Below are 12041 nucleotides of genomic sequence, written 5' to 3' on the forward strand. Positions count from 1 at the left end.
GGTCAGCCGACGATCTCGTTGCCCGAGAAGAACTGCGCGATCTCGATCGCGGCGGTTTCCGGAGCGTCCGAGCCGTGGGCCGAATTCTCGCCGATCGACTTGGCGTAGAGCTTGCGGATGGTGCCCTCGGCAGCCTTCGACGGATCGGTCGCGCCCATCGCATCGCGGTACCTGGCGATCGCGTTCTCGCCTTCCAGGACCTGGACCACGACCGGGCCCGAGGTCATGAACTCGACCAGTTCGCCGAAGAACGGACGGGCCTTGTGGACGGCGTAGAACGTCTCGGCCTGTTCCTTGGTCATGCGGATACGCTTCTGCGCGACGATGCGCAGGCCCGCCTTCTCGATCACGGCATTCACGGCGCCGGTGAGGTTACGCGCGGTGGCGTCGGGCTTGATGATCGAGAAAGTACGTTCGATGGCCATGGTCTTGTCCTTCAAGAGAAAAAGGTGGTTCGGAGTTGCCGGGCTTATATCGGCGCCTTCGCAATCCGGCAAGCGAGTGCCGGGATGGCCTGGCGGCGGCTCCGCGGCAGGGTCAGGACGCGGGCTCCAACACGGATTACAGCGATTTCACCCAGATGAACCCAATCTGAAGGCTCTGTCAGGGTTTGGTTCAGCCTCCCTGGCATAACGTCGGGTCCATCGAAACCGAAGCCTTCCCCCGAGGCAAACAGTTTCGGCGGCCTTTCCATCGACGCGATAGCCCCGCGCCGGCAGTTTTGAGGAGATCACCATGTTGAGGAAACTTTCGCTCGCTGCAGTCGCCGCGGTCGCTCTGGGTGCCGCGCTGGCGCCTACCTCCGCCTCCGCTCACTGGCATGGCGGCGGCTGGGGCTGGCACGGCGGCGGCTGGCATCACGGCTGGGGCTGGGGCGGTCCGCGCTTTTACGTTGCTCCCGTCGCTTACGGTTATGGCGGCTGCTACGTGCGCCGGCTTGTCCCGACCCCCTGGGGACCCCGGTGGCGGCTGATCAACCGCTGCTACTGAGCCCGACAGCACCTGCCCAAATACATTTCAGAGGTACCGTTCCCCCCCTGCGGTACCTTCCAAGAGAGGCCCCGGCGTTCCCCCGTCGGGGCCTTGTATTTGAGCAGACACGACGAATTCATGCAATTTTTACTAGAATGCCTGATGTCCCGGCAACAGGCGAAACCATTTTGAGGCCAATGACTTGGTAACGTGTCGTTACTTTCAACTCACGGAACCTTGCGATGGCTGGCCTTTTTGCCAATGACAGCGAACAGATCGACCGGCGCACCAGCCGCTCGATTTGCGATGCCGTGGGCGAGCGGCTCCAGCAGAGCCTTCGTCCCGAACCCCGACTCCCGACCCATCTCGAGCAGCTTCTCAAAGAGCTGAAGCAACGCGACCGCGACTCCCACTGAGGAGCCTCGCGGAAAAACGGGTTGCGTTTGATCCCGCCTGCGGTGACAAGGCGGCATGCTCTCCATCACCGACCTCTCCATCCGCCTTGCCGGACGCCTTCTGATCGACAATAGCTCCGTACAGATCACGCCGGGCTCGCGCGTCGGGATGGTCGGGCGCAACGGCACCGGCAAGTCGACGCTGTTCAAGGTGATCCGCGGTGAGCTTGCGGCCGAACACGGCTCGGTGACCTTGCCGCCACGTTGGCGCGTCGGCAGCCTGGCGCAGGAGGCACCGAACGGCCCCGAAAGCCTGATTTCGGTCGTGCTCAAGGCCGACCTCGAACGGGCCGCGCTGCTTCATGAAGCCGAAAGCGCGACCGACCCGCACCGGATTGCGGAGATCCAGACCCGGCTTGTCGACATCGATGCGCATTCCGCCCCAAGCCGCGCCGCCGCCATTCTCTCCGGCCTCGGCTTTTCCGCAGCCGATCAGTTGCGCCCCTGCGCCGAATTCTCCGGCGGCTGGCGCATGCGCGTCGCGCTGGCGGCGACCCTGTTCGCAGCCCCCGACCTCCTGCTGCTCGACGAACCCACCAACTATCTCGACCTCGAAGGCACGCTGTGGCTCGAGGATCACCTCGCGCATTATCCGCGCACCGTGATCGTGATCAGCCACGATCGCGACCTGCTGGAAAGCTCCGTCGACCAGATCCTGCATCTGGAGCGTGGCAGGCTCACGCTCTACAAGGGCACCTACTCCTCCTTCGAGGAACAGCGCGCCGCGCGCGAGCTGCTCGATGCCAAGCAGATCAAGCGTCAGGAAGCCGAGCGCGCGCATCTGCAGGCCTTCGTCGACCGCTTCAAGGCCAAGGCCTCGAAAGCGCGCCAGGCCCAATCGCGGGTCAAAATGCTGGAACGGCTGAAGCCGATCAGGGCACTGGTGACCGAGGATGTGCGCGAGATCACCTTTCCCGCGCCTGAAAAATTGTTGTCGCCGCCGATCATCGCCGTCGACAACGCATCCGTCGGCTACGATCCGGCCTCGCCGGTCCTGAACCGCATCACCTTGCGCATCGACAACGACGATCGCATCGCGTTGTTGGGTGCCAACGGCAACGGCAAATCGACACTCGTCAAGCTGCTCGCCGCGCGTCTTGCGCCCTTCTCCGGCAAGGTGACGCGCGCGGACAAGCTGTCGATCGCCTACTTCGCCCAGCATCAGCTCGACGAGCTGAACGAGGACGCCTCCGCCTACGACCATATCCGCAAGCTGATGGGCGATGCGCCCGAGGCCAAGGTGCGCGCCCGCGCCGGCGCGATCGGCTTCTCCGGCAAGGCGGCCGATACCAAGGCCGGCAAACTCTCGGGCGGCGAAAAGGCGCGGCTGCTGTTGGGATTGGCGACCTTCTTCGGCCCCAACATGATCATCCTGGACGAGCCGACCAATCATCTCGACATCGACAGCCGCGCCGCGCTGGCCGAAGCGATCAACGAGTTTCCCGGCGCGATCATCATGGTTTCGCACGACCGTTACCTGATCGAGGCCTGCGCCGATCAGCTCTGGATCGTCGCCGACCGCACCGTGACCACTTACGACGGCGACCTCGACGAGTATCGCCGCCTGGTGCTGTCCTCGCGCAACGCCGAACCTGCGCCCCGGGAGCGCAGCGCGGCGAGCGAGAAGCCGCAGCGTGCGAAGCCGGACAATCGCGGCTCGCTGAGGAAGCGCATCGCGGAAGCGGAGACCGAGATCGCACGCGTCAGCGATATCATCGCCAAGATCGACGCCGCGCTCGCCCTGCCCGACATCTTTACGCGCGATCCCAAACAGGCCGCGCAGCTGTCAAGGGCGCGCGCCAATGCCGCCGACGCGCTGGCACGTGCGGAGGAGCAATGGCTCGAGGCGAGCGCGCAGGCCGACGAGGCGGCGGGTTAGAGGCTGTCCTCGGTCTCGGCGGATGACGCCGCCAGCAAGAGCCAAGCCGAACTCATCGGCGATAGATTAATCCGACCGTCTCATCACGCTCGCCACCTAGCGATCATCGAGCACTGACTTGACCGCTTTTGCTTTACAACTTATAGTTGCATATCTTCCTGAGATCAAGAGGGGAAAGCGTATGGCATGCGTTAGTCATTTCAAAAATGCCATGATGTGCAGATTGCGCCGGCCGCGCCAGAAAATATCGGCAAAGCAGGTTGAGCTTTCGATCCGTGAGGCGATGGCCCTTCCCTACGACGCCAACCCCTTCGGTATCGCAGTGACGGCGCTCGTGCAGTTCTTCGTTCCCGATCTCGTGGAAAGGCGCCGCGGAAATGGTCGACGTGACCATACCTGCAAGGGACGCAAAGCCACCTGACGCCGGATCAAGGCCAGCACGCGACCGGATGAAGTTTTGGAAAGCTAAGCCGGCCGGGCGCCCGGTGGGCGCAAATAATAGATGTCCCACTCGGCTTCGTCCGCCTGCCGGAAGCCGTGTCGCTGATAGAACCGGTTCGATTCGCTGCCGGGCAACGCACCCACGCGGATGGAGACACGGTGCGCGTCGGCATCGGCAAATATCTGCCGAAGCACGGCTGCCCCGATGCCCTTTCCCTGATGCTCGGGCACGATGTACAAATGCTCCAGGAGCCAGGGATCCTGCTGCGGGCGAAGCGAGACAAAGCCCACCCTGACACCACAGGCTTCGATGAAGCGACAGAACGCCGGATCAAAGGACGTCAAGAAACGATCCCGCGCGCGGTGAGGATCAAAACGTCCAGCGCGCTCCAGGCTCTCGCGCATTGCCCCGATGCGAATGGCGACCAGGACATCCGCATCCGATCGCGTGGTGGGCAGGAAAATCAGATTCACGCAAAAGCGCCGTCATGTCGCCTGCGAGACCAGGGCACAGCGCTTACGTCGCCGCTTTCTTCTTCGCCTTCGGCTTCACCGGCTTCGCAACGACCGGCGGCTCCGGCGTGCCCTCGATCGCGGAGAGGCGCCCCGAGGTGAAGGTGTAGATGCCCGCGCGCGGACCCGTGGTCCAGGTGACCACCGCGACGCGCCGGCCGGCGGCGTCGGTGGAGAGGTTGACGTTCGAGGGCGCGCCGATGCCGCGCACCACGTCGCATTCGGTGTGGCCGAGCGCGACCGTGCCGCCCGCGGGCGCCGGCGCCGTCGACGCATTGGCATCGGCGGGACCGGGCGGTGCCATGCCCGGGCATGCACCGTCGGCGCTGACGAGATCCTCAGGCCCCACCGGCTTGTCGGGTGTCAGCGGCGGCGACTCGATCGAGATGTTCTTGATGAACAGGCGGCTCGGCTTGTTGAACCACTCCGCGTCTTTGGCAGACGCCAGAAAATCGGTTCCGCCCGAGCAGCCCGCGATCAGCGGCGCGACAGCGGTCAACGCAACGATGAGCGACTTTGGAAGCTTTTGATGTCGCACGATAAACTAAAGTCCCCGCATGAAGGAGCAGCCCTAAGCAATTGTACCAACATCACTTTGCGGCACGAAGGTGGCCGAATCCAATCTGCCCGAGAAAGTCCAAATTATCATTAATTGCGAGCGGCCGCTAATTCCGCCGCTGCCACCGGCCCCGTTCGTCGGCCTGCCAATAGGTGACCTCAAATCCCCGCGTCTTGCAATCCGTCCAGGTGCTGCGGGCGGCCGCAAGCGCGTCCGGATCATCGCCGTTGAACAGCAGCACCATGCGCTCGTAGCGGTCCGTGTCCTCGGGCAACGCGGCGTTGTCGACCAGGAAACGAACATTGGCGCCGTTCGGATTGTCCGCCTCGACCGCCAGCACGATCGGCTGCTCGGCCACATCGTTCACGCGCCATGTCGCGTGCGGCAAAAAGGAATCGTCGCGATAGGTCCACAGATGAGCGTCGAGCGCATCGGCGCGCTCCGGTGACGTCGACTGCACCACGACGCGCCAGCCGCGCTCGAGCGATTTCTCGAGAAGCGGCGGCAACACGTTCTCAACCGTCATGTTTTGCAGATGGTAGAATAAAACTTCGGTCATCTCGCGTCATTTGCGCTCGTAGTGATCCGCCACCAGACGATCGAGCAGCCGGACGCCGTAGCCGGACCCCCAGCTCTGGTTGATGTCGGTCTTGGGAGCGCCCATCGCGGTGCCGGCGATGTCGAGATGCGCCCAGGGCGTGCCGTCGACGAAACGCTGCAGGAATTGCGCCGCAGTGATCGAGCCGCCGTGGCGGCCACCGGTGTTCTTCATGTCCGCGAACTGGGAATCGATCAGCTTGTCGTATTCGGGGCCCAGCGGCAGACGCCAGACCTTCTCCCCGCTCTCGATCCCGGCTGCGTGCAGCCGCTCGGCAAGCTCGTCATTGTTGGAGAACATGCCGGCGTGATCGGTGCCGAGCGCGACCACGATCGCACCGGTCAGCGTCGCCAGATCCACGATGAATTTCGGCTTGGTCTTCTTGGCCACGTACCAGAGCACGTCGGCGAGCACGAGGCGGCCTTCCGCGTCAGTGTTGATGATCTCGATGGTCTGGCCTGACATCGAGGTGACGATGTCGCCGGGCCGCTGCGCGTTGCCATCGGGCATGTTCTCGACGAGGCCGATGGCGCCTACCACATTGACCTTGGCCTTGCGCGCCGCGAGTGCGTGCAACAGGCCGACGACACAGGCCGCACCGCCCATGTCGCCCTTCATGTCCTCCATGCTGCCGGCCGGCTTGATCGAGATGCCGCCCGTGTCGAAGCAGACGCCCTTGCCGACGAAGGCGACAGGCGCCTCGCCTTTCTTGCCGCCGTCCCAGCGCATGATCACGGTGCGGCTCGGCCGCGCAGAGCCCTGGCCGACGCCGAGCAGCGCGCCCATGCCGAGCTTCTGCATCGCCTTGACGTCGAGCACCTCGATTCTAACGCCGAGCTTGCGCAGCAGACTGGCGCGGCGCGCGAATTCCTCGGGGAAGAGCACGTTCGGCGGCTCGTTGACGAGATCGCGCGCGATGATGACGCCGTCGACGACCGCACCGGCTGACGCAAAGGCCTTCTTGGCCGCAGCCGCATCGCCCACCGCCAGCGAGACTTCGGCGCGCAAAGCGCTCTCCTCGCCGTCCTTCTTCTTGGTCTTGTAGCGGTCGAACTTGTAGGCGCGCAAGCGAAGGCCCGAGGCAATCGCGACCGCCTGCTCGCCAGTCATGGCGCCGTCAGGAAGCTCGGCCATGATGGTCATGGTCGCGGAGCCCGCCTTCAGCTTGCTGGCCGCCATGCCGCCGAATTTGAGGAAATCGTTGTTCTTGAGGGCTGAAGGATTCCCGGTCCCGATCACGATCAGGCGCTCGGCCTTCAGGCCTTCGGGGGCGAGAATGTCCAGCGCGACGCCGCTTTTGCCTTTGAAAGATGCGGCCGACGCCGCCCTCTTCATGAGTTCGTTCGCGCCGCCAAGCGCCTTGGCCGTCGCCGGCCCGACCTTCAGAGCATCGTCGCAGAACACGACCAGGATGCCACGGGCGGCGGAAGCCAACGGGACAAAGCCGACCTTGACGGCATCGGACATGGGTAACTCCTCAGAATTATGCAGCTTTTGCCGATCACGGGCTGGCCAAAGGCGGAACCTGAACGGCGATTCACTGGTGGTTTTCCCACTATGGGCGAGAAGCCGGGTCGATGCCAAGCACCGCGCGTGGCCCGGAATCCACATCGAGGGAAATATTAACCATATATTGACGGTGCCACGGGTCAGCCATTTTGTTGACGGATCAAAGGGATGGTAGTGAGAGAGTGAGCGGCCGGAAGAGGCGGTTGGCCGACCTTGGGGATCCCTGTCAGGGATTGGTCGGACAGCCGGAATTCCGGTGCACGTTGGGGCTTTGGTGGGAATCGTGCGGTAGCGCATGGGGTCGATCGACAGGTATATTTTCCGCACGACGCTGGCGTCGTTTGCGCTCGTCTTGGTCAGCCTCACCGGCGTGATCTGGATTACGCAGGCATTGCGCGGCATCGACCTGATGACGAGCCAGGGTCAGACCATCTTGACCTTCCTCGGCATCACCAGTCTGGTGATTCCGGCGCTCGTGCTGATCATCTCGCCGATCGCGCTGATGATCGCGATCTCGCACACGCTGAACAAGCTCGCGACCGACTCCGAAATCATCGTGATGAATGCCGCCGGCCTGTCGCCGTTCCGGCTGTTCTATCCGTTCTTCTGTGCCACCTGCGTCGTGGCGCTGCTGGTCGCCTTCATCGCGGCCTACCTCGCTCCCGACGGGATGCGGCGGATCAAGCAATGGGACGCGGAGATCACCGCCGATGTGCTCACCAACGTCCTGCAGCCGGGACGCTTCGCCCAGCTCGACAAGAACCTCACGATCCGGATTCGTGAGCGGCTGCCCGGCGGCATCCTCGCCGGCATCTTCATCGACGATCGCCGCGATCCGAATGAGCGCGTCTCGATCGTCGCCGAGCACGGCGAGGTCGTGAAGAACGAAACCGGGTCGTTCCTGGTGCTGAAGGACGGCAATCTCCAGCGTTTCGAACTCGGCAAGCGCGACCCCGCCCTGGTGGCCTTCGGCCGCTACGGATTCGACATGTCGAAGTTCGGCAACCAGGGCCATGACGTCGCCCTCGGCATTCGCGAGCGATATCTCTGGGAGCTGTTCTCGCCGTCCGAAGACGATCCGGTCTACCAGCAGATACCCGGGCAGTTCCGTTCGGCCCTGCATGACAGCCTGCTGGCCCCGATCTACCCGTTCGCGTTTGCGGCGCTGACCTTCGCCTTTCTCGGCGCGCCGCGCACCACGCGTCAGAGCCGCAACTTCTCGATCGGCTCCTCGATCCTCGCCGTGTTCGGCCTGCGCATGGCCGGCTTCGCCTGCTCGGTGATGGCCGTGAAATCGCCGGTTCCGGTGGCGGCCCAATATGCGATGGTTTTCGGCGCGATCGGCACCGGCATGTGGATGATCATCGGCGGCATCGTGGTCGAGCCGCCCCCCGGGCTCATGGAAGCCATCAACAGGTCGAACGCGCGCATCGCGCGGCTGTTCGGACGGCCGGCCACCGCATGAGCATGCTCACCAATACACTCGGGCGCTATTTCGCCGGCCGCTTCGTGGTTGCAGCGCTCGGCGTGTTCGCGAGCATTTTCCTGCTGCTGGTGCTGGTCGACTACATCGAGATGGTGCGCAAGACCTCGGGGCTCGCCTCTGCCTCCGCGATCATGGTGGCCGAGACCTCGCTGTTCCGGGTGCCGCAGCTCCTGGAGAAGCTGACGCCGTTCTGCATGCTGATCGGCGCCATGATCTGCTATCTCGACCTGTCCCGCCGGCTCGAGCTCGTGGTCGCGCGCGCCGCCGGCATCTCAGCCTGGCAGATTATCGCGCCCGCGCTCGGCAGCGCGCTCGTGATCGGCGTGCTCGCCACCGTCGCCTACAATCCGACCTCGGCGAATCTGCGTGAGATCTCCAAGCGCATGGAAGCCGAGCTGTTCGGCTCGGCGCCCGGCGGCGGGATCCAGGACGCCTCCGGCTTCTGGCTCAACCAGGTGACCAGTGACGGCCAGACCATCATCAATGCGGCGCGCAGCGAGCAACAGGGCGTCCGCCTGACTGGGCTCACGCTGTTCCGGTTTGACACAGAGCAGCACTTCAAGGAACGGATCGAGGCACGCGAGGCGACGCTGGAGACCGGTCACTGGCTGTTCAAGGGCGTGCGCCGTTTTTCGCTGGGCTCCCCGCCGGTCGACCAGGCCAGCCTGGAGATTCCGACGACGTTGACCGAGGCGCAGGTCCGCAACAGCTTTTCCACACCCGAAACTGTGTCCTTTTGGCAACTACCGAGCTACATCAGTTCATCCGAGAGCTCAGGGTTCGCGACAGCCGGATATCGACTCCAGTATCACAAGCTACTGGCACAGCCGTTCTTGCTCGCCGCCATGGTGATGCTCGCGGCCTCCGTGTCGTTGCGCTTCTTCCGGATGGGTGGCGTACAGAAGATGGTTTTGAGTGGCGTGGGCGCAGGCTTTCTGCTCTACGTTTTGTCGAAAGTGACTGAAGACTTGAGCAAGGCTGAGTTGATGCATCCGATCGCTGCGGCGTGGTTGCCCGTAGTGGTGGGCGGCCTCACCGGCTTTTTGGCCTTGCTGTACCAGGAGGACGGTTAGTGACTGCCGTCCATCGAGGACCTGCGTCTCGTTTGACGCGGCGCACCGCAGTGCGCGCGAACGGGGTCTGCTGGTCCATTCGCGGGCTGCTGATGGCCGTCGCCGCCGTGACATCGCTCGGCGCGCTGATGGATGTTGCCGCCGTGGCGCCTGCGAGCGCCCAGAGCTTCACCTACAATCCGCTGCCGCCACGTCCGAAGCCGCCGAAGGCCGCAAATGACGGGCAAATGCTCGTGCAGGCGACCGAGGTCGACTACGACTATAACAATTCGCGTGTCTCCGCGGTCGGCAACGTTCAGCTGTTCTACAACGGCACCAGCGTCGAGGCTGACCGGGTCATCTACGACCAGAAGACCAAGCGGCTGCATGCCGAGGGCAACATCCGCATGACGGATGCCGACGGCAAGATCACCTATGCCGAGATCATGGATCTCTCTGACGATTACCGCGACGGGTTCGTCGATTCGCTGCGCGTGGACACCGCCGACCAGACCCGCATGGCCGCGACCCGCGCCGACCGCTCCTCCGGCAATTACACGGTGTTCGAGAACGGCGTCTACACGGCCTGCGCGCCCTGCAAGGACGATCCGAAGAAGCCGCCGCTCTGGCAGGTCAAGGGTGCCCGCATCATCCACGACCAGCAGGAGAAGATGCTGTATTTCGAGACGGCGCAGCTGGAATTCTACGGCGTGCCGCTCGCCTACATGCCCTATTTCTCGACACCCGACCCGACGGTGAAGCGCAAGACCGGCTTCCTGATGCCGGGCTTCACCTCGAACACGCCGTTCGGCTATGGCGTCGAAGTCCCGTTCTATTGGGCGATCGCGCCCGACATGGACGCAACCTTCAACCCGCGCATCACGTCCCGGCAAGGCGTGCTGTTCCAGGCCGAGTTCCGCCAGCGCCTGATGGACGGCGCCTACCAGGTTCGCGTCTACGGCATCGACCAGCTCGACCCAGGCGCGCTCGCCGGTCAACCCGGCGACCGTCAGTTCCGCGGCGCCGTCGACACCAAGGGTCAGTTTGCGCTGAACGACAAATGGGTCTGGGGTTGGGACGGCGTCCTGATGTCCGACTACTACTTCTTCTCGGACTATCGGTTGTCGCAGTACCGCGATCCGCTGGGCTCGTTCCTGTATCTGCCGACCGATGCGCTGTCGCAGCTCTACCTGACCGGCGTCGGCAATCGCAGCTTCTTCGACGCGCGCACGATGTACTGGCTGAGCTACTCGGGCAACCAGCAGCAGGTCCCCGTCGTCTATCCCGTCATCGACTACTCGAACGTGCTGAATTATCCGGTCTTCGGCGGCGAGTTCAGCTACAAGACGAACTTCGTCAACTTGACGCGTAACGACGCGGCGTTCGATCCGATCACGACGACGGCCAACACCTCAGGCCTCTGCGCGATCGCATCGGCCGACCCCGCTGCACGCAGCATGCCGAATGGATGTCTTCTGCGCGGTGTCCCCGGCACCTACACCCGCCTGACCGCGGAGGCGCAGTGGCGCAAGTCCTACACCGATCCGTTCGGCGAGATCTGGACACCGTTCGCGATCCTGCGCGCCGACGCGATCAACGCTGACATTTCCAACCAGCCGGGCGTGTCGAACTACCTCCCCGTCGGCGACACCCAGGCGTTCCGCCTGATGCCGACCGTCGGCCTCGAGTACCGCTATCCCTTCATCAATGTCCAACCCTGGGGCTCGACCACGATCGAGCCGATCGCGCAGGTCATCATCCGCCCGAACGAGACCTATGCCGGCAAGCTTCCGAACGAGGATGCGCAGAGCATGGTGTTCGACACCTCGAACCTGTTCAATGTCGACAAGTTCTCCGGCTATGACCGCGTCGAGGGCGGTGGCCGCGCCAATGTCGGCGTGCAGGCGACCACGCAGTTCGACAAAGGCGGCGCGGTCAAGGTGCTGTTCGGCCAGTCCTACCAGCTGTTCGGCTTGAACTCCTACGCGGTCCAGGACACCATCAACACGGGCCTGGATTCCGGCCTCGACAAGCCGCGCTCCGACTATGTCGCGAGCGCCGCCTACTCTCCCAACAGCACCTACACATTCAGTGTCCGCTCCCGCATGGACGAGCAGACCTGGAACATCCAGCGCTTCGAGGCGGAAGGCCGCGCCAACTTCAATCGTTGGTCGGTCAGCATGATGTACGGCAATTACGCGCCGCAGCCCGAGCTCGGCTACCTGACCCGACGCGAGGGCATCCTGACGACGGGCTCGATCAAGGTCGCGACCAACTGGGTGGTGACGGGCTCCGCGCGCTGGGACCTCGAGGCCAACAAGATCAACCAATATGTGCTCGGCGCGGGCTACGTCGACGATTGCTTTGTGCTCGGCGTCAACTATGTAACGTCGTACAGCTATTCTGCGGGCTCGGCACCCCCCGTGCTGAACCACGCGTTCATGTTCCAGATCGGCCTGCGCACGATCGCGACCTCGTCGACCACCAGCAGTCCCGGCGGCGGCCTCCAGTGATCGGTCTGAAAGTGCCGGCCTGTTCCCAATCGCAGGATCATCCGGGCTGATATGCGAGCGACAA

At 63.8% G+C, this 12041-nt stretch carries 12 protein-coding genes; 7 read left to right on the plus strand and 5 right to left on the minus strand.

The window, feature by feature from the left end; all coding sequences use genetic code 11:
- Positions 1–2: 2 nt before the first annotated feature.
- Entirely contained in the window at positions 3–425 is a 423-nt protein-coding gene (gene ndk, locus ACVWZ4_RS31580) for a nucleoside-diphosphate kinase (protein ID WP_092234736.1), read from the minus strand.
- Between the two features lie 310 nt (positions 426–735).
- Here ndk and ACVWZ4_RS31585 point away from each other — a divergent pair, with 310 nt between their 5' ends.
- The 4 genes from ACVWZ4_RS31585 (at position 736) to ACVWZ4_RS31600 (ending at position 3727) form a co-directional block, all read left to right on the plus strand.
- A complete protein-coding gene (locus ACVWZ4_RS31585) occupies positions 736–990 on the plus strand; it encodes a sulfur globule protein precursor (protein ID WP_456703259.1) in 255 nt (84 codons plus the stop codon).
- A gap of 224 nt (positions 991–1214) precedes the next feature.
- Entirely contained in the window at positions 1215–1388 is a 174-nt protein-coding gene (locus ACVWZ4_RS31590) for a hypothetical protein (RefSeq protein WP_456703258.1), read from the plus strand.
- 55 nt (positions 1389–1443) lie between these two features.
- Positions 1444–3306, plus strand: coding sequence for an ABC-F family ATP-binding cassette domain-containing protein (locus ACVWZ4_RS31595; RefSeq protein WP_456741869.1), 1863 nt, complete (start codon positions 1444–1446; stop codon positions 3304–3306).
- A gap of 118 nt (positions 3307–3424) precedes the next feature.
- The gene (locus ACVWZ4_RS31600) at positions 3425–3727 is read left to right on the plus strand and encodes a hypothetical protein (protein WP_456741870.1); all 303 of its coding nucleotides are present in this window, start codon (positions 3425–3427) and stop codon (positions 3725–3727) included.
- Between the two features lie 44 nt (positions 3728–3771).
- Here ACVWZ4_RS31600 and ACVWZ4_RS31605 read toward each other — a convergent pair whose 3' ends face one another.
- The 4 genes from ACVWZ4_RS31605 to ACVWZ4_RS31620 all read right to left on the minus strand — a co-directional run bounded on the left by ACVWZ4_RS31605 (position 3772) and on the right by ACVWZ4_RS31620 (position 6884).
- A complete protein-coding gene (locus tag ACVWZ4_RS31605) occupies positions 3772–4221 on the minus strand; it encodes a GNAT family N-acetyltransferase (RefSeq protein WP_456741871.1) in 450 nt (149 codons plus the stop codon).
- Between the two features lie 43 nt (positions 4222–4264).
- Positions 4265–4759, minus strand: coding sequence for a hypothetical protein (locus ACVWZ4_RS31610; RefSeq protein WP_456742294.1), 495 nt, complete (start codon positions 4757–4759; stop codon positions 4265–4267).
- 166 nt (positions 4760–4925) lie between these two features.
- Positions 4926–5378 carry a DNA polymerase III subunit chi gene (locus ACVWZ4_RS31615; protein WP_456734942.1) on the minus strand — a complete coding sequence of 151 codons (453 nt, stop codon included), beginning with the start codon at positions 5376–5378 and terminating at the stop codon, positions 4926–4928.
- 6 nt (positions 5379–5384) lie between these two features.
- The gene (locus ACVWZ4_RS31620) at positions 5385–6884 is read right to left on the minus strand and encodes a leucyl aminopeptidase (RefSeq protein ID WP_456741872.1); all 1500 of its coding nucleotides are present in this window, start codon (positions 6882–6884) and stop codon (positions 5385–5387) included.
- 337 nt (positions 6885–7221) lie between these two features.
- On the opposite strand from ACVWZ4_RS31620, the gene lptF reads away from it, so the two are divergent.
- Genes lptF through ACVWZ4_RS31635 form a run of 3 tightly spaced genes read left to right on the plus strand, consistent with a single transcriptional unit; the run spans position 7222 to position 11977 of the window.
- Entirely contained in the window at positions 7222–8391 is a 1170-nt protein-coding gene (gene lptF / locus ACVWZ4_RS31625) for an LPS export ABC transporter permease LptF (protein WP_456734940.1), read from the plus strand.
- Entirely contained in the window at positions 8388–9485 is a 1098-nt protein-coding gene (lptG, locus tag ACVWZ4_RS31630) for an LPS export ABC transporter permease LptG (protein ID WP_092234589.1), read from the plus strand. The genes lptF and lptG overlap by 4 nt, the downstream gene beginning before the upstream one ends.
- Positions 9485–11977 carry an LPS-assembly protein LptD gene (locus ACVWZ4_RS31635; protein ID WP_456703251.1) on the plus strand — a complete coding sequence of 831 codons (2493 nt, stop codon included), beginning with the start codon at positions 9485–9487 and terminating at the stop codon, positions 11975–11977. The genes lptG and ACVWZ4_RS31635 overlap by 1 nt, the downstream gene beginning before the upstream one ends.
- The last annotated feature ends 64 nt before the right edge of the window (positions 11978–12041 follow it).

It is taken from the genome of Bradyrhizobium sp. USDA 4472, assembly GCF_054058595.1.